The organism is Halovenus aranensis (genome assembly GCF_900100385.1).
Lineage (GTDB): Archaea > Halobacteriota > Halobacteria > Halobacteriales > Haloarculaceae > Halovenus > Halovenus aranensis.
This window is the reverse complement of record NZ_FNFC01000007.1, coordinates 1-16,872: the sequence shown is the minus strand read 5'-3', so window position 1 is coordinate 16,872 and position 16,872 is coordinate 1. Positions and strand designations below refer to the sequence as shown.

The 16,872-nt window shown below is 62.8% G+C and carries 21 protein-coding genes; 11 read left to right on the top strand and 10 right to left on the bottom strand.

Going from position 1 to position 16,872, the window contains the following annotated elements:
* The first annotated feature begins 1 nt into the window (after position 1).
* Both BLR34_RS08190 and BLR34_RS08185 read left to right on the top strand, forming a co-directional pair.
* Positions 2-613 carry a diacylglycerol/polyprenol kinase family protein gene (locus BLR34_RS08190; protein WP_092701861.1) on the top strand — a complete coding sequence of 204 codons (612 nt, stop codon included), beginning with the start codon at positions 2-4 and terminating at the stop codon, positions 611-613.
* 125 nt (positions 614-738) lie between these two features.
* Entirely contained in the window at positions 739-1,179 is a 441-nt protein-coding gene (locus BLR34_RS08185; protein ID WP_092701859.1) for an NUDIX domain-containing protein, read from the top strand.
* A gap of 6 nt (positions 1,180-1,185) precedes the next feature.
* On the opposite strand, the gene BLR34_RS08180 is transcribed toward BLR34_RS08185, so the two are convergent.
* Positions 1,186-2,709, bottom strand: coding sequence for a PQQ-binding-like beta-propeller repeat protein (locus BLR34_RS08180; protein ID WP_092701857.1), 1,524 nt, complete (start codon positions 2,707-2,709; stop codon positions 1,186-1,188).
* A 92-nt stretch (positions 2,710-2,801) separates the two neighbouring features.
* Here BLR34_RS08180 and BLR34_RS08175 point away from each other — a divergent pair, with 92 nt between their 5' ends.
* Together BLR34_RS08175 and BLR34_RS08170 are read left to right on the top strand one after the other, a co-directional pair.
* Complete coding sequence (locus BLR34_RS08175) at positions 2,802-3,416, top strand: class I SAM-dependent methyltransferase (protein WP_092701855.1); 615 nt, start codon at positions 2,802-2,804, stop codon at positions 3,414-3,416.
* A 67-nt stretch (positions 3,417-3,483) separates the two neighbouring features.
* Complete coding sequence (locus BLR34_RS08170) at positions 3,484-4,200, top strand: hypothetical protein (protein WP_092701853.1); 717 nt, start codon at positions 3,484-3,486, stop codon at positions 4,198-4,200.
* On the opposite strand, the gene BLR34_RS17375 is transcribed toward BLR34_RS08170, so the two are convergent.
* On the bottom strand, positions 4,197-4,505 hold the full coding sequence (locus BLR34_RS17375; protein ID WP_245683197.1) for a hypothetical protein: 309 nt from the start codon (positions 4,503-4,505) through the stop codon (positions 4,197-4,199). The two genes, BLR34_RS08170 and BLR34_RS17375, sit on opposite strands and share 4 nt — an antisense overlap.
* Between BLR34_RS17375 and BLR34_RS08165 the strand changes: the two genes are divergently transcribed.
* The gene (locus BLR34_RS08165; protein WP_368086083.1) at positions 4,410-4,736 is read left to right on the top strand and encodes a class I SAM-dependent methyltransferase; all 327 of its coding nucleotides are present in this window, start codon (positions 4,410-4,412) and stop codon (positions 4,734-4,736) included. The two genes, BLR34_RS17375 and BLR34_RS08165, sit on opposite strands and share 96 nt — an antisense overlap.
* A 3-nt stretch (positions 4,737-4,739) precedes the next feature.
* On the opposite strand, the gene gatB is transcribed toward BLR34_RS08165, so the two are convergent.
* A complete protein-coding gene (gatB, locus tag BLR34_RS08160) occupies positions 4,740-6,218 on the bottom strand; it encodes an Asp-tRNA(Asn)/Glu-tRNA(Gln) amidotransferase subunit GatB (RefSeq protein ID WP_394327687.1) in 1,479 nt (492 codons plus the stop codon).
* Positions 6,219-6,313: 95 nt separating this feature from the next.
* Between gatB and BLR34_RS08155 the strand changes: the two genes are divergently transcribed.
* Entirely contained in the window at positions 6,314-7,198 is an 885-nt protein-coding gene (locus BLR34_RS08155) for an MBL fold metallo-hydrolase (protein WP_092701849.1), read from the top strand.
* Between the two features lie 64 nt (positions 7,199-7,262).
* Positions 7,263-8,942, top strand: a complete 1,680-nt coding sequence (locus BLR34_RS08150; RefSeq protein ID WP_218120870.1) for a methyl-accepting chemotaxis protein — start codon at positions 7,263-7,265, stop codon at positions 8,940-8,942.
* Here BLR34_RS08150 and BLR34_RS08145 read toward each other — a convergent pair whose 3' ends face one another.
* The 6 genes from BLR34_RS08145 to BLR34_RS16930 all read right to left on the bottom strand — a co-directional run bounded on the left by BLR34_RS08145 (position 8,943) and on the right by BLR34_RS16930 (position 12,404).
* Entirely contained in the window at positions 8,943-9,833 is an 891-nt protein-coding gene (locus BLR34_RS08145; RefSeq protein ID WP_092701847.1) for a sulfurtransferase, read from the bottom strand.
* Positions 9,834-10,053: 220 nt separating this feature from the next.
* Positions 10,054-10,581 carry a peptide-methionine (S)-S-oxide reductase MsrA gene (gene msrA / locus BLR34_RS08140; protein ID WP_092701844.1) on the bottom strand — a complete coding sequence of 176 codons (528 nt, stop codon included), beginning with the start codon at positions 10,579-10,581 and terminating at the stop codon, positions 10,054-10,056.
* A gap of 63 nt (positions 10,582-10,644) precedes the next feature.
* Entirely contained in the window at positions 10,645-11,265 is a 621-nt protein-coding gene (locus BLR34_RS08135; protein WP_092701842.1) for a ribonuclease HI, read from the bottom strand.
* Between the two features lie 49 nt (positions 11,266-11,314).
* A complete protein-coding gene (locus tag BLR34_RS08130; protein WP_092701840.1) occupies positions 11,315-11,554 on the bottom strand; it encodes a DUF8028 family protein in 240 nt (79 codons plus the stop codon).
* Between the two features lie 148 nt (positions 11,555-11,702).
* Positions 11,703-12,170: a DUF8009 family protein gene (locus tag BLR34_RS08125; protein ID WP_092701839.1), complete on the bottom strand. Its 468-nt coding sequence runs from the start codon at positions 12,168-12,170 to the stop codon at positions 11,703-11,705.
* A gap of 93 nt (positions 12,171-12,263) precedes the next feature.
* Positions 12,264-12,404: a hypothetical protein gene (locus BLR34_RS16930; RefSeq protein WP_176765271.1), complete on the bottom strand. Its 141-nt coding sequence runs from the start codon at positions 12,402-12,404 to the stop codon at positions 12,264-12,266.
* A 222-nt stretch (positions 12,405-12,626) separates the two neighbouring features.
* On the opposite strand from BLR34_RS16930, the gene BLR34_RS08120 reads away from it, so the two are divergent.
* The 3 genes from BLR34_RS08120 (at position 12,627) to BLR34_RS08110 (ending at position 15,917) form a co-directional block, all read left to right on the top strand.
* Positions 12,627-13,193, top strand: coding sequence for a HalX domain-containing protein (locus BLR34_RS08120; protein ID WP_092701838.1), 567 nt, complete (start codon positions 12,627-12,629; stop codon positions 13,191-13,193).
* 64 nt (positions 13,194-13,257) lie between these two features.
* Positions 13,258-15,231, top strand: a complete 1,974-nt coding sequence (locus BLR34_RS08115) for a DUF460 domain-containing protein (protein ID WP_092701836.1) — start codon at positions 13,258-13,260, stop codon at positions 15,229-15,231.
* A gap of 230 nt (positions 15,232-15,461) precedes the next feature.
* Positions 15,462-15,917, top strand: a complete 456-nt coding sequence (locus BLR34_RS08110; RefSeq protein WP_092701834.1) for a ferritin-like domain-containing protein — start codon at positions 15,462-15,464, stop codon at positions 15,915-15,917.
* Between the two features lie 17 nt (positions 15,918-15,934).
* On the opposite strand, the gene BLR34_RS08105 is transcribed toward BLR34_RS08110, so the two are convergent.
* Positions 15,935-16,123 (bottom strand): DUF7470 family protein, encoded by a 189-nt coding sequence (locus BLR34_RS08105; RefSeq protein ID WP_092701832.1) that lies wholly within the window; start codon positions 16,121-16,123, stop codon positions 15,935-15,937.
* 105 nt (positions 16,124-16,228) lie between these two features.
* Between BLR34_RS08105 and BLR34_RS08100 the strand changes: the two genes are divergently transcribed.
* Positions 16,229-16,864 carry an IS6 family transposase gene (locus BLR34_RS08100; RefSeq protein ID WP_092700659.1) on the top strand — a complete coding sequence of 212 codons (636 nt, stop codon included), beginning with the start codon at positions 16,229-16,231 and terminating at the stop codon, positions 16,862-16,864.
* Positions 16,865-16,872 lie beyond the last annotated feature (8 nt).

The window sequence follows — 16,872 nt, the reverse complement described above, 5'->3', positions numbered from 1 at the left end:
AATGGGCACAGTCGACCGGGTCAAAACCGTCCTCGAAGCCGGGGAACTCGCCCGTCGACTGGTCCACGCGAGCGGGAGTGTGCTCCCGTTGGTCTATCTTACCAACGTCGGGACGTGGCCCCAGACCCAGGCGCTGTTTGTCACCGGCGCGGCGGTCGCGCTGGCGCTCGAAGCGCTCCGTCACACCGGCCGCATCGACTGGCGTATCTACGACTATCTCATCCGCGAGTACGAGGCCGACAACGTCGCGGCGTACGCGCTGTATATGCTTTCGAGCGCGGCTGTCGTCTTGCTGTTCGAACCCTCGATTGCCGTTCCCGCGGTGTTCATGCTGACGGTGGGTGACCCGATAAGCGGGCTGGTCGCGGGCAACGACTTCCGCCGAGTCAAGCGACCGCGGGCGCTCGCTGCCATGTTTCTCACCAGCGCAGCACTCGCCGCGCCCTTCCACCCCGAGACGCTGCTCGCGGTCGTTCTCGGCGGCGTCGGCGCGACCGTCGCCGACGGCTACAAGCCGGTGATTCGGACCTACGTCATCGACGACAACCTCACCATCCCGCCCGTCGGAGCGGCGGCGATGGCCCTCGGCATCGAACTGACGGCGCTCGTGTGAGGGTGCCAGAATGACCAGACGACGCTTTCGAGTATCTCCGCTGTCACGAGGGTACCCCTCTCGCTGGACATTCCGTAATAATCGAAATCACCTCACTTATCAATACTCCAATCAGTGCTGCCAGTATGTTACAGGAATACGGCTACGTCGTCAACGTCGACGCCGCGGTCGTCCGCGACGGCGAGTACCTCCTCATCGAGCGCGGTGCCGCGGAAAGCCACGCTGCGGGCGCGCTGGCATTTCCCGGTGGCAAAGTCGAACAGCCACCCGGCGGCGAGGAGACCATCAGGGAGACGGCCAGGCGCGAGGTGCGCGAGGAGGTCGGCGTCGAGGTCGACGGCGTCGAGTTCGTCACGAGCGCCACGTTCGAATCCGACACCGGAACGCCCTGTATCAATATCGTCACGTGCTGTCGGTACACGGGTGGCGAGGCCCGCCCCAGAGAACCAGAGGAGGTGGCCGCCGTTCACTGGCTCACCCCGACGGCGATTCGTGACCACGACGCCGTCCCGCCGTACCTCGTCGACTATCTCGACGCCATCGAGGCACGCCGAGACGCCGAGTGACCGACGCTACGACTCCGGCTCGTCGTCGGTCCGCCGCCACAGATACCCCACGCCGACGAGCGAGGCAAGCGCCGTCGGCACCCCGAAACCCGGCCCTAGTCCGTCGAGGTTCGGCCCGAGGCCGGGCTCGTTTGGCTCGCGCGTCCGGTTGCTGCTCGTGCCACCAGCCGACCCAGCGCTCGGACCGTCGGCGTCCGCGTCACTGCCGCCGCCGACGCTTGCGCCGCCGTCTGGTTGCTCGACTGGCGTTTCTTCCTCGGTGTCCTCGGAGGACTCTGTGTCAGACGCCGCTTTTGACTCTGCTTCGGACTCGGTCGGTTCGGCTGGCGTCTCGTCGGAACTGTCCGCCCGCGCGGTCTCGGGTGGCCACGCGTCGTGGTGTCCGAGCGTACCGCGCGCGACGCGCGAGCCCGTGCTCTCGCCGGCCGCGTCGGCGACGGTCGGCGAGGACCGTACCGAACTCGTCGGCTCGGTGAACTGCCAGTGTTTCTCGCCGGTCGCCGCGTCGACGGCGTACAGCGTCTCGTCGCCGGACCCAGCGTAGACGACGCCCTCTGCGACCGTCGGCGAGGACTGGACGCTTCCCGACGGCTGGGCGAACGCCCACGTCTGCCCGCCTGTCTCGGCATCAACGGCGTACAGCGTCCCGTCGTCGGACCCGACGAAGACGGTGCCGCGGGCGACTGTCGGGGAGGACCGCACCGCGTCGGTCGGCTCCGTGAAACGCCACTCCTCCTCGCCGGTCGCCGCGTCGATTGCATACAGTGTGTCGTCGCTGGCCCCGACGAAGACGGTGCCGTCGGCGACTGTCGGCGAGGACCGTACCGAACCCCGGGGCGTCGCAAACGCCCACGTCGTCTCCCCCGTTTCGGCGTCGAGAGCGTACAGCGTGCTGTCGACGCTGCCGACGTAGACGGTGCCGTCGGCGACTGTCGGCGACGCGGACACGCCGCCTGTCGGTTCGGTAAACCGCCACTCTTGTTCGCCCGTACTGGCATCGACAGCGTACAGGTTCCCGTCCATGCAGCCGACGTAGACGGTTTCGTCGGCGACCGTCGGCGAGGACGCCCAGATTTGGCCCGACGGTCCCGCAAAGGTCCATTCTGCGCCCCCCGTCTCAGTGTCGACGGCGTACAGCCGACTGTCCATACAGCCGACGTAGACGGTGCCGTCGACGACCGTCGGCGAGGACTCGACACCGTCGCCGGGCTCTTCGAACACCCATGTCCGTTCGCCAGTTTCGGCGTCGACGGCGTACAGTTGTCCGCCCATCGTTCCGACGTAGACGGTGCCATCGACGACCGTGGGCGAGGATTGTACCGGCGCCTCGGAGCCGGTGAACGCCCACCGTTGCTCGCCAGACGCGGCCGCGACCGCGTACAGATTGCTGTCGAACGAGCCGACGTAGACCGCCGCATCCGCCGCAGTTGCCGTCGCCGTTGCCGCGAGGGTGACGCCCGTGACCCCTCCCGCGACTGTCTGGAGGAACGTCCGCCGGGAGCCCCGCAGTCGGCCGGCCGTCTGGTACATGCCAGGCCGTTCGCGACAGCAGCCAAAAAGCCACTGGTCAGCCACGGGGCCGACTCCGGGGGGTATAAGCCGCTCAGGGAACGAGTGTCGGTATGGACCCCGAGGACGTTCGTCAGGACTGGGCCGACCGTTCCGGGAAGTTTTCGCCGGCGTACTACGCCCGCCTCGGCCCAAACGAGGTGAGCGAGACACTCGTCGACGTACTCTCACACTACGCCGCCGACTCGGCCGCCGTGCTCGAAGTCGGCTGTGGCTCGGGCCGGCACCTGAATCAGCTTCGCGACCACGGCTTCGATAACCTCACGGGTATCGACATCAACGACGAATCCTTCCAGGTGATGGACGAACACTACCCGCGACTCGCAGACACGGGTAGCTTTCACACCGGTGCCATCGAGGACATCCTCCCGGAGTTCGACGACAACGCATTCGACGTGGTCTACTCCGTCGAGACGCTCCAGCACGTCCACCCCGAGGACACCTGGGTGTTCGAAGAGCTGTGTCGGGTAACCGACGACCTCCTCGTCACCGCCGAAAACGAGGGCAACAGCCCCGAGCGTGGCCGCGACAACGATGTCAGCTACGTCGACGACGACTTCCCGCTCTATCACCGCAACTGGAAGGACGTGTTCACCGACCTGGGGCTGGCTCAACTGCTCTGTGAACCTACCTCCCGTGACACAATTCGCGTCTTCCGGACGCTCTAGGCTGACGGCTGTGCGGTCAATCTTCCAGTGAATAACCTATATTTTGTTCGCGACACAGCCCTTAGATATGCCTTCCGCACTCGTGGCTGCAGTCCGAAACCGCCTCTCGCTCCGGACGACGCTCCTCTGGGCGGTTACACTTGCCGCGGTCGTCGCCGTCACCGGCGACCCCGCAATCGTCCTCGGTATCGCGACCGCGATGGTCGCCAGCGAAGCACTCGACGTTCTCGTCGACGTTCCAGGTGTCGACGAGCGCTGGGGTAAGGCCGCATTCGGGGTGGTGGTGACACTCGCGAGCACTGTCTGGCTGTGGACCGCCGCCTCCGGCGCGCCAGTCGACGCCGTGCTCCCTGTTCTTGCCGTCGCCACGGGCCTCTGGCTGGTGCTCGATGCCCGGGCCGACTTCGTCCGAGGACGGCGTGCCACCGAGCCCGAGGGCGTCGAGGAGATGGACAGCGGCGAGGCGATGCTCGTCATGCAACATATCCGTCTCGTGGCGGTCGAACTCCAGTCGGGGCCGAAGACGGTGTCCGAGCTGGCGACTGCCTGTGACCTCACCGAGTCGCGGGTCCGCGAAGCACTCGACCTCGCCAGTGAAGACGGGACCATCTACCGCGTCGAGACCGAGGCCGACGAGTTGCGGTACGCGCTCGACGAAGAGATGCTCGGGGCGAGCGGCGTCGGACGCATGGTTGGCGGTGGCCTCCAGACGTTTACGAGCCGACTCCTCCGTCCGTTCTCTGAACAGTCCAGAATAGACAGTAAAACAGAAAAATCAGATTAATAACCAATAGCCGCAAGCGTCGGAACACGATGGCCGACTCCCGCGAGACAAACCGGCAGCTCTGGTGTGAGTGGAGCGAGGACTTCCAGGCGCTGTAAAACACCGAGACGGCCGACGGAGACCTCCCGTCGACTCCGTCGCCGCTCGCGCCCGACGCGCCGGGCGACCCTGATATTCTCGATACCGTCGAAGGAACCGAGGGCGTCGAACTGGGCTGTGGCGGCGGCCAGGGAGCCGTCGGGACCGCCCAGCTGGGGGCTGAGACCGTTGTCGGCGTCGACCTCTCTGCGGAGCAGTTGGCTCACGCACGGAAACTACGGGCGCTGTACGGCGTCGATGTCCAGTTTCTCCAGAGCGACGTGACCACGGCCTCGCTCGCCGACGACAGTTTCGACGTGGCCGCCTCCGTGGCGGCCTTCCAGACGGTCGAACAGCTCGACCAGACCCTCTCAGGCACATTCACCGCGCTCGCTGCGGGCACGGCTCGGGCAAAAACTTGGAAAAAAGGCCGCGTCTCACTGCGTTCGATGTGGTGATACTCACTCCAGTTCAGCCCGAAGTAGCTGATTCACGTCGCCGGGGTCGGCGCTGCCTCCCGTCTTCTGCATGACCTGTCCCACGAGGAAGTTGATAGCGCCGCCCTCACCGTCGTGGTAGTCTTCGACGGCGTCGGGGTTCTCCTCGATTGCCGCCTCGACGGCCTGCTGAATCTCGTCGCCGCTCGATTTTCCGAGCCCCTCTCGCTCGACGACCGCGTCGGGGTCGGCTCCGTCGTCGAGCATCTCGCGCAGGACGGTCTCGCGGGCGTTCTTGGCCGTAATCTCGTCGGTCGCGACCAGTTCGATGAGCCGGCTCACCTCGTCCAGACGGCCCTCGATTTCGGTCACGTCCATGTCGCGGTAGTTCAACTCGCCCAGCAACTCGTCGGCGACCCACGTCGCCGCGAGGTCGGGGTCGAACGCGGCCGCCACGTCTTCGTAGAAGTCGGCGACCTGTTTCGTGGTGGTGAGCTTGTCCGCGGCTTCGCTGTTGAGGCCGTACTCGGTCTGGAAACGCTCGCGGCGGGCGTCGGGCAGCTCTGGAATCTGGATTTCGTCTTTCCAGTGTGCGACCCGGAGCGGCGGGAGGTCTGCCTCCTCGAAGTAGCGGTAATCCTTCTCCTCTTCTTTCGAGCGCATCGAGACTGTGATACCTCGGGACTCGTCCCAGTGGCGTGTCTCCTGTTCGACAGCACGCCCTCGTCGGATGGCGTTTTTCTGCCGGGTCGCCTCGTAGGAGAGGGCCTTCTCTGCGCCCTTGTGACTGGAGATGTTCTTGACCTCCGTGCGGTTTGCCGATTCGAGTGCTTCCTCGGCGACGGCTCCGTCTGGCTCGACGGCGTCGTCGTCGACGACAGAGAGGTTCGCGTCGATGCGGAGACTACCGTCTCGCGTGGAGTCGAAGACGCCGAGATATTCGAGCACCTCTTCGAGCTTCGCGAGGAAGGCCCGGACCTCCTCGGCCCCCCGGAAGTCCGGCTTCGTGACGATTTCGAGCAACGGGACGCCGGCGCGGTTGTAGTCGACCAGCGTGTACTCGGCGGTGTCGATGGAACCGCCCTGGTGTTTGAGGCTGCCGGGGTCTTCTTCGAGGTGGGCACGGCGGATGCCGACGGCACGACGGGTCCCCTCGACAGAGAACTCGAGTTCGCCGTCCTGACAGATGGGGTCGTCGTACTGCGTAATCTGGAAGTTCTTGGGGAGGTCAGGGTAGTAGTAGTTCTTCCGGTGGAATCGGGTTTCCTCGGGAATTGAGGCGTCGAGCGCCTTACCGACCTTGACGGCTGCCTCGACTGCTGACTCGTTGAGGACGGGCAACGCGCCGGGCAGGCCGAGACAGACCGGACAGGTCTGGGTGTTGGGTTCCTCGCTGGGGTCGGTCGAACACCCGCAAAAAATCTTGGTGTCCGTCTCGAGCTGGACGTGGACTTCCAGCCCAATGACCACCGCGAGGTCGTCTTGTTCCTGTGCTTGTGCCATTATCTGCGATTCGACGTGCTGGGGCTAAAGCCTGACGACACTACGTGCCTTCCCAACCACACGCCTTTTTGACCGGACGCCCTTGCTTCGAGTCAATGCGGGTTACGCTGCTCGGGACCGGCGACACGACTGGCACGCCCACGGTTGGCTGTGACTGTGACACCTGCCAGCTCGCACGGGACCCGTCCGACGAACTCCGTGAGCAACTCCGTCGGCGGGACGTGACGTTCACTGCCGACGGCGGCGTTGAGCGGACCCGGTTTTCGGTCCACATTCACAACGAACGCACCGACGAGTCGCTGCTCGTCGATTTCAGTCCCGACTTTCGCCACCAGTTCCTCCGCGAAGACGTGGCCCTCCCCGACGCGGCCGTCGTCACGCACGTCCACTTCGACCACCTCGACGGGCTGGGGAACTGTTATCGCCTCGTCGACGATATCGACGTTTTCGCCGCCGACGAAACCGACCCGGAAACCGGCGAGAGCGTCGCCGAAACCGTCGCCAGCGATTACGCGTATCTCGACCAGGTGAGCGTCGAGGCCCAGACGCCGCTCGAGTCCTTCGAGACCTGTGGCTTCGAGGTGACGCTCGTCCCGGTCGTCCACCCGCCGCTTCTCTGTTACGGACTGACCGTCGAAGACCCCGAGACGGGCGCGAGGTTCGCGATGACGGGCGACACCTGTTACGATATTCCGGCGGCATCACGCCGCCAGCTTGCGGGCGCGGACCTCTTGCTTGCCGAGGCACTCGTGCCGGCCGACCTCTGTGAGTACCACCCGCTCGGCGGCGACCACCACGACAGCGACGGCGTCCCCCGGACGTTCGGGACCAAACACATGACACGAGAGGGTGCACTCGCGCTCGCCGAGGAACTCGACGCGACACAGGCCCGCCTCGTCCACGCCGCTCACTTCTACCCGGCCGAAGAAGCCTTCGAGGCAGCGCTTGCAGTCGACGGCGAGCAGTATCTGTTACCCTGAGGAGTTGTTTCGCGACTGGTATTCATCCGGCTATTTTATCAGGCTGGTTTTCATGCAGTTAGATATGACACGCACAGGCTCGCGGCTGACGACTACCTACGAGCGGACTCTCTGGAAGACGATGGAGCTGCTCGGTATCACGGAGTCGATAGAACGGAAGGTGCTGACAGCTATCGTGCTGCAGTTTCTCGCCACCGTCGCTATCTTTCTGCTGCCGTTTTTTGTCTCCGGGGCCGTCTTTTTCGTTCTCGCGGGAGTCCTCTTTGTCCTCGCGGCGATGGCCGCGGTCAACACGGTGCTCGTCGTTCGCCGTGATTTCATCACGCCGGTTCTCAACCTCGAAGCGACTGCGACGGAGATGGCACAGGGGAACATCGACGTGCAGGCCGAACAAAGTAACCAGCCAGACGAAATCGGCTCGCTCCAGAACGCCTTCGTCGACCTGGAGCAGTTTCTCGATACCGTAGGACGGCAGGCCGACGCGCTCTCGCGCCAGCAGTTCGACGACCCGGTCCTCGACGAGGATGTCCCCGGCGAGTTCGGAGAGTCGATGTCCCGTATGACGACGAGTCTCCGAGAGTACACCGAGAACCTCCAGGATATGAGCAACCAGATGGAGCGGCGCTCGATGCACCTCCAACAGCTCGTCACCGCGTTTAGCGATGCCGCTGAGCGCGCCCAAGAGGGCGACCTCACGGCGACTATCGACGAAACTACCCTCCAGCTCGAAGAGGAACAACACGAACAGCTCGTCGACAACTACAACGAGCTCATCCAGACAATCGGTGAAACGGTCAGCCAGGTTCAGACGTTCGCGACTGACGTTTCCGAGGCGAGCGACGACGTGACCGACACGATGGACGAGGTAGAGGGTATCAGCACGGATGTCGCTCAGTCGATTCAAGAGATTTCCGAGGGCGCAGGCACCCAGACAGAGGAACTCCAGGCTGTCGCCGAGGAGATAAACAACCTCTCGGCGACGGTCGAACAGATTGCCGCCTCGGCCGACAACGCTGCCTCGACCGCCAAGCAGGCCGCCGAACGGAGCCGAAGCGGTCGCGAGGCTGCCGAGGACGCAATCACCGAACTCGACGAACTGGAAGCGAGCATCAGCGAAACCTCGACTGCCGTCGAGCGGCTCGTCGAAGAGATTCAGGAAATCGACGAAATCGTCTCCTTTATCGACGATGTCGCCGAGGAGACCAACCTGCTCGCGCTGAACGCCTCCATCGAGGCTGCCCGTGCCGGGCAGGCGGGTGAAGGGTTCGGCGTCGTCGCCGACGAGGTGAAGAATCTCGCCGAGGAGACCAAAGCCTCTGCGAGCGAAATATCGGCGCGCATCGAGGCCGTGCAGACACAGTCCGAGGAGACCGTCGCCGACGTTCAGGCCATGGAGTCACAGGTCTCTGACAGCGTCGGTACCATCGAGACGACGCTGCACAACTTCGAGGACATCGTCGACGAGGTCGGCACGGTAAACACGACTATCCAGGAGATAAGCGACGCGACCGACGAACAGTCCCGGACCGCACAGGACGTGGTCGCAATGGTCGATTCCGTGGCCAGCATCAGCGAGGAGACGGCCGCACAGGCCGAGGACGTGGCCGCTGCGACCCAGCAACAGACCGCCTCTGTCTCCGAAGTCAGCCGCAGCGTCCGGTCACTGTCGGCTCAGTCCGACGACCTGCGCTCGTTGCTCGAACAGTTCACCGTCGAGTCCGCCGTCGCGTCGCGTCCGAAGTAGCTACTCTGCCTCGCCGGTTTCGATTGGCGCGCGAATCGTGTTCCCCCACTCCGTCCAGGAGCCGTCGTAGTTCTCCACGTCGTCGAAGCCGAGCAACTCGGAGAGGACGTACCACTCGATCGAGGAGCGCTCGCCGACGCGGCAGTACGTGACGACGGATTGGTCTTCCTCGATGCCGACCGCCTCGTAGAGTTCGCGCAGCTCTTCGGGGCTCTTGAACGTGCCGTCCTCGTCGTTCAACACAGTCGTCGTCGGGACGTTACGGGCACCGGGGATGTGGCCGCCGCGCTGGGCAGTCTCCTGCAGGCCCTCGGGAGCGATAACCTCGCCCGTGAACTCCTCGGGCGAGCGCACGTCGACCAGCGGGACACCGCCCTCGATTGCCTGCTCGACGTCGCTCTTGTAGGCCCGGATGCTCTCGTAGGGGCCGCTCGCAGTGTACTCCTGCGGTGTGAACTCTGGTGTCTCCGTCGACAGTTCGTAGTCGTTCTCGACCCAGTACCCCTTCCCGCCGTCCAGTACGCGGACGTCGTCGTGGCCGTAGTACTTGAACTCCCAGTAGGCAAACAGCGCGAACCAGTTGGGGACGCGGCCGCCGCCGTAGAGGACGACTGTCGAGTCTTCCGTGATACCTGCTTCGCTGTTCAACTCCTCGAAGGCTTCCTTGTCGAGGATGTCTCGGGTCGTCCCGTCGCTCAGGTCCTCCTCCCAGTGGAAGAAGGTTGCACCCGGAATGTGGCCGTCCTCGTACGGTGTGTACTCGGAATCTGCGGTGACTGTCGGATTGTTGACTTCGAGCAGACGGTACTCAGGGTCGTCCGCCTGGAAGTGGTCGAGGTGTTCGTCTACCCACGCTGCCGTGACGAGTGCGTCTGTTTCGTGTGCCGTCATCATGCCCATATTGGGCTCTATGAATAAAAACCAACTCCGTAACGGGTATGTTAGCAGCCCTCGACGACAGCAGTAACTGCCGAATATTCGTTGTACGTGGGATAAAAGGGCAGATTTTAGGAGTATAGCCGTCTGCTCGCTGTCTCCGGTAGCGGCAATACTATCTTGGTCTGTCACAGACTATCCCACAGCTCTCAGAAACCGGCTCGTGTGACAGCGGTCAGGCCTGCTGGAGGTTGTCCTGGAACTTCTCGCGGACCTTCTCGACTTTGGGGCTCGCGTGCATCTGGCAGTACGCGTCGTTTGGATTCTTCTCGAAGTAGTCCTGATGTTTCTCCTCGGCGCGGTAGAACGTCTCCAGTTCGGTTAGCTCGGTCACGACCTCGTCGTCGTACTCCTCGTCGACGGCCTCGATGTAGGCTTCGGCCTGGCGATGCTGTTCGTCGTCGTGGCTGAGGATGATAGAGCGATACTGGGTGCCCACGTCGGGGCCCTGACGGTTCAGCTGTGTGGGGTCGTGGACTGTGAAAAAGACTTCGAGCAGGTCAGCAAACTCCAGCGTCTCGTCGTCGTACGTTACCTGGATGACCTCTGCGTGGCCTGTATCGCCGCTACAGACCTCCCTGTACGTGGGGTCGTCGGCGTGGCCGCCCGCGTATCCCGAGGTGACGCTCTCGACGCCGTCGAGCTGTTTGAATGCCGCCTCGGTACACCAGAAACATCCGCCACCGAACGTTGCGTTTGGCATAGACTGGTTTGGGGCGCGACTCGTATGAATCTGACTGCTACGGCCAGTGTCGCCCACGCGCCGTCAGTCGCTTGCGCCGCGGTTCGAACGCGACGGCGGTGGAATCTGTACCTCGGGGTCGGGCACGTTTGGAAGGACACAGCGGGCCGGCTCGTCGTTGACGTGTGCGTACCGGTCTGGCGTGTTCGCCAGCGGATGTGCGGGGTTGCGGTCGCTGTTGATACGGGCGGCGCGCACGTCGGCGAAATCGCGGAGCCGATTGCGGATGCCACGCCAGTGCAGTCCCGTCGGTTGCGGGACCGAGATGTCGTGGTGTGGCCGGGACTGTGTACCCGGCCCCGCCAGGACGGCGGCGTTGACGTTCGCGGCGAGGTCGTCGTGGTCGAGCAATATCCCGATGCGCGCGTCCGCGGGCGAGCGTGCAGCGAGCACGTCGAGCCCGAGATGGAGCGCGCGATACTCCGCCACGTTGTTGTCGGGGCAGTCCTGTGGCCGGGACAGCCGGGCGACCCGCTGGCCGTCCCGTGTCTGGATGACAGCCCCGAGACCACCACCCGACTCTCTGAACGACCCGTCTGTCGCTATGTAGAACTCGAGGTGGTGTGTCTCCGGCGGATGGGCAATGTGCGGCGTCGGTGCCTCGTCGAACAAGTCTCGAAGTGACGGCCGGCCGTATGCGGCCATATCTCCTGTAGTGCGTCTGTTTATAAATAAGTACTGTCCAATTACCTCGTCACTCCAGTGCCTGTGGGCTACCGACGTAGACGGCGACGGTGTTCAGTATCACCAGTGCCACGAACGCGAGCGTCGTCGACCGCGATTCGAGGCCGGAGACCAGAAGTGAGAGGTGGAGGAAGGGGAGGACGATTGCAGCCCAGAACGCGAGCCGTCGAATCGGCCGAACGACGAACTCGCGGATATCTGGGCGAGCACCTAGCAGGGCGGCGGTCTCGGACAGCGAGGAGCTTGACATTGGAGGGGTCACCTGAATACGTCTACAACGCATTCCCGCATATAACCGGTCGAGCGTTCAGTTTGTTTCGGCTTGCTTAACGCTACCAGTCCCGATTTTATACCATTTATATTATCTTTTATAACGCGTTTAGAATTGCGTAGACGTTTTATACGATATTCTCGTTACTTTCCGGCGGTTCGTGCTCTGAAAGGTCGCCGAGCGGGGCGACCTCGACTTCGTGGGGGGCAGGCGTGTGAATCGTCGCTCGCTCTCGGATGGCGTCGGCGACAGCGCGCCGCCAGTCGGCCACCGCATCCACGTGACGCTCGTGGTGGCGGTCGACGGTGTAGGTCTCCGTCGGGTCGTCTCTGAGCTCCTGTTCCGTATCGACGGCGTTGGGATAGGCAGGCGCATCCGGCCCGACGAGTGCGCTCGGTTCGATGTACAGCGTTTCGTTGTCGTCGCCTGCCGCAGTAGCGACGTGTAGCCGGGCACGCATCCGGCCGCTGAACGGCGGTGTCACCCGGAGCACCGCCCGCCGTGGGGTCGACTGATTCAGCTCCATCGCCGTTACGAGATCCTCGACGGTGACTGCGAGCGACCGAATTGCTGTTGGGTCCCGCTCGGTTGGCATAGTGGGTCGTCAGGACCGCAGCATCAAGTACCTGCTGTCCGCCGGAACCGGTGACTGCTCTGTGTAGATGTCCGCTCTCTGCAGGACAGTGAACTACCCCACCTTGCTCGCGCTGACGCGCTCGCTGAGGGTGGGGCTTCCTGCTTTCACGACGCGCTTTGCAGGAACACTCGCAGTCCCCGCAGGGAGCGCAGTCTCGATAGGCGTTGATGAATCGCTCTGCAATTCGTTCACACACCAGAACTCTCTGATTCTCGAACGACTCCTTGAGGGAGGGGGCTTAGCGCCTGCTATCAGCTAAACCGCAAGCGTCGACGGACGCGAAGCCGATACTATTTTACTTCCAGTCCATTATAGTAGAACTGTGCATCGCGCGGGCCGACCTGGAGTCGCCTTACCGACAGAGTGCATCGCTCTCTTGCCGGACGCCGGGAGCCAGAAGACATTCCACGAGCAATGACTGACGAACTCACTATTCTGGTCGTTGACGACGAACAAGACATCGCCGACCTGTATACGACGTGGCTCCAGATGGACCACGAGGTTCGCAAGGCCTACGGGGGCGACGAAGCGCTCGAGAAGGTCGACGACGACGTCGATATTGTCTTTCTCGACCGTCAGATGCCCGACTATTCCGGTGACGAAGTCCTCGAACGGATTCGTGACCAGGAGCTTGGCTGTCGGGTTGTTATGGTGACTGCCGTCGACCCCGATTTCGATATCGTCTCGATGGAGTTCGACGACTACCTCACCAAGCCGGTCATGCGCGACGACCTCGACGAAGCCGTCGAAACCATGCGCGAGCGCGACGAGTACGACCAGACCCTCCAAGAGTACTACGCGCTCGCCTCGAAGAAGGCGACTCTCGAAGCCGAGAAGACGCCATCCGAGCTACAAGACAGCGAGGAGTACCAGGAGATGGTCGACCGCCTCGACGACCTCGAAGAGGAGGCCGACCCCGCGACGGCCGGGTTCGACGACGACTACGACTCGCTGTTTCAGGAGTTTCCCGGGGGCGAGTAGAACGCCGTTTGCGGGTTCGCTGGCGGCGTAGCGTTAATGAGACGCGCGTACCTACCAGCGGGCAGTGAGTGACCGTACCGCCGCCCTCGACGCTGTTATCTTCGGTGTCGACATCCAGAGCGGAGACGTGCGGGGCGATTCACCCTCGTACGCAGTTGTCACGTTCGACGGAGAGGCACTCGAACGCGATGTCATCAGCTACCGCAAGCTCCGCCGCCGCATCGACAGCGAGGAGCCCGCGATGGTTGCGACGGACAACATGTACGAACTCGCCGAGAACAAGGACGCACTGGTCCACTTTCTCGGCTCGCTCCCCGACGCGACGCAGCTCGTTCAGGTGACGGGCGCCCACGAGCCAGAACCGCTCTCCCGAGTCGCCTCCCGGCACGGGGTTCCGTACGAGAAAAAGCCCATCGCCGAGGCCGAAGCCGCCGCGCGACTGGCGGCCGCCAACGTCGGCCAGGAAGTGACCGCATTCACTGACACGACCGAAGTGAAAGTTGCCCGCGGGCGCTCGACCGGCAGCGGCGGCTGGAGCGAAGACCGGTTCACCCGTCGCATCCACGGCTCGGTCAAGCGCCGTGCCCGTGAGGTCGAGTCGGCTCTGGAGGACGCCGGTCTGGACTACGAGCGCGACGTAACCGAGAAATACGGCGGCTTCGCCAACGCCATCTTTACAGTTGAGGCGCGCCCGGCTGACATCCCCGTGTCGGCCAACCGTTCGGGCGACACCCGCGTCGAAATCGAGCGCGTCCGCCGAGACGGCATCGAGTTTCAGCCGTTAGCCAAACGCCGGGACCCTATCGTCGTCGGCATCGACCCCGGAACGACGACCGCGGTGGCGACTGTCGGCCTCGACGGCGAGGTACTCGACGTGTTGAGTACGCGAACGGCGGACACGGCGGCGGTCATCGAGTGGATTATCGAGCGCGGGCGGCCGATACTGATCGGCGCAGACGTGACGCCGATGCCCGAGACAGTCGAAGATATCCGTCGGAGCTTCGACGCCGCGGGGTGGGTCCCCGACCGCGACCTGGCTGTCGACGTAAAGAAACACCGCACGCGGGAGACAGGGTACGACAACGACCACGAGCGCGACGCTATCGCGGCCGCGCTCGGAGCCTACGACGCGCACAAAGACCAGTTCGACCGCATCGCTGCCAAGGTGCCCCCGCGACAGGACCTCGGCACCGTCGTGGCCCGAGTCGTCGCCGACGAGGAGTCCGTCGAGGCGGTGCTCACCGACCTCGCCGACGACGAGCCAGACGAGGAAGACGACCACGAACACGTCGAGCGCGAGCTAACCGACGAAGAGCGCCGGATTCGCCAGCTCGAAACACAGGTCGAACGCCTGCAACGCCACGTCGACGACCTCGAAGCGACCGTCGAACAGAAAGACGAGGAAATCGCCGACCTCGAAGACGAACTCACAGAGACGCGCAAACAGGAGCGCCGGGAGGCACGCGAGCGCCGCGAAGTCACTCGACTCGAACGTGAGAACCGCCGGCTCGAACGCGAGCGCGACGAGGCACGCGAGGAGGTCGAAGCCCTCGAAGGCAAGCTCGAACGGCTGAAGGCACTGTGGAAACTCGACCACTCGAACTTCGCCGACGTGGCCGAGAAAAAGGCCGGATTAGCGCCGGTGAAAGTCATCGAACAGTTCACCCACGACGCCATCGAAACTGCCCACGAGCGGTTCGGGCTCGCCGAAGACGACATCATCCTGCTCCGTGACGCGAGCGGTGCGGGTCGCTCGACCGCCGAGCTACTGGCCGAGTTCGACCCCAAAATCGTCCTCCGGAACGGCGACCTTTCGGATATGGCCGACCGGGTCCTGTTTGACCACGAGATACCGGTCGCGCCCGCAGACCTGGTGACCGTTCAGGAGGTAGACGAACTCGCCGTCACTCGCGAGTCCGAGGTCGAGGCAGCGATTGCGGACTGGGAACGGCGCGCTGCGGAACGCCGCCGACAGCAAAGCGCCGAGATGGTCGACAGACTCATCAGCGAACATCGGGCCGACCGGCCTGACCGATAGTGATTATCGCGGCACGTTCCGTGACCACGCCACAGGTCTGGTCGTGTCACATTGTGTGAATTCATCTGTTGTTGTGACGGCAGTAACGACTCGCAATACGCACGAGTGCTGTCACTTGTCGACTCGAATCAGCTGTTTGGAGAATTCACAATACAATAATCTTCTGGGGATTCTTGCCGGTGGCGGATTGTCACAACTGGTTCCTATCTGTGTCTCCAACCACTAGTCGCATGTCAACAGAACGTGTTATCGAGCTACTCGAAACGGCGTACATGGACGAGCTGGAGACGGTGATGAACTACCAGACGAACGCAATTGTCCTCGACGGCGTCCGAGCCGAGGAAATCAAAGAGAGCCTTCAGCAAGACATTCAGGAAGAACTGACTCACGCACGGCAACTCGGCGAGCGACTCAAGCAACTCGACGAGCGGCCGCCCGGGTCTGCGGAGTTCTCCTCGCGACAGGACTCTCTCCAACCCCCCGAAGACTCGACGGACGTTCTCTCGGTTATCGAAGGTGTGCTCGACTCCGAAACGGACGCTATCGACACTTACCGGAGCCTCATCGATGCGGCGGACGCGGCTGGTGACCCGGTAACCGAGGACCTCGCAGTGACGATTCTCTCGGACGAAGAGGCCCACAGGACCGAGTTCCGTGGGTTCCGAAAAGAGTACAGAGCCGACTAGTCAGCCCTGCTCGGGACTTACATCAACTGGCCCATCCCCATCGCCTGCATGAGATTCGTGACGAGTCCGTAGACGATGAGACCGAGGCCGGCGATGACGAGCGCGAGCGCGCCGCCGACGAGGAGATTCACCCACGCTGCGAGCGCGACACCGCCGACGAGCATGAGGAGACCGACAATGCCGACAAATCCGATATTCCTGAGCATACCGGCACGTCTTGGGCCGTGAGTATAAACGTCTCCTTTCGACGCCGACGCAGGTGGTGTTCAGATAAGGATTGAAGAGTGAGGCGTAGCGTTTTCTGAGTGATCATGCCCGAAAACGCTAGCCTCAGCGGTAGTATCGACCAGATCAACTTAGAGTTTATTGAACGAGAAGCGACACCGCGATTTCTGATGAAGCTCAGTATTCAGTTGCATCTTGCAGGACTATCGCTTTCGAATACTGTTTCTGTTCTTGAAATATTCGGTGTCGATCGTGCGCGTTCGACTGTTCATAACTGGGTTCATAAGGCAGATCTACAGCCCGAAGATGGGCAAAACCCGGATCACGTTGCGGTTGACGAGACTGTGATCCAACTCAATGACGAGCAATACTGGCTGTACGCTGCTGTCGATCCCGAAACAAACGAATTACTCCATACAGAGCTTGAACCGACAACAAACAAGGTAATCGCTCATGCATTCTTTGCTGAACTTCGCGAGAAACACAACGTTGACGATGCGGTGTTTCTCATCGATGGCTCGCATTCACTGAAAGACGCCTGTTCACGACATGGCCTCGATTTCAGATACGAACGCAATGGAAATCGCAACAGCGTCGAACGTGTCTTTCGAGAAGTAAAACGTCGAACCACTAGCTTTTCAAACTGTTTCAGCAACGCACAAGCAGACACAGCTGACGACTGGCTTAGATCGTTTGCCTTCGCATGGAATCAGCTTATCTGAACACTACC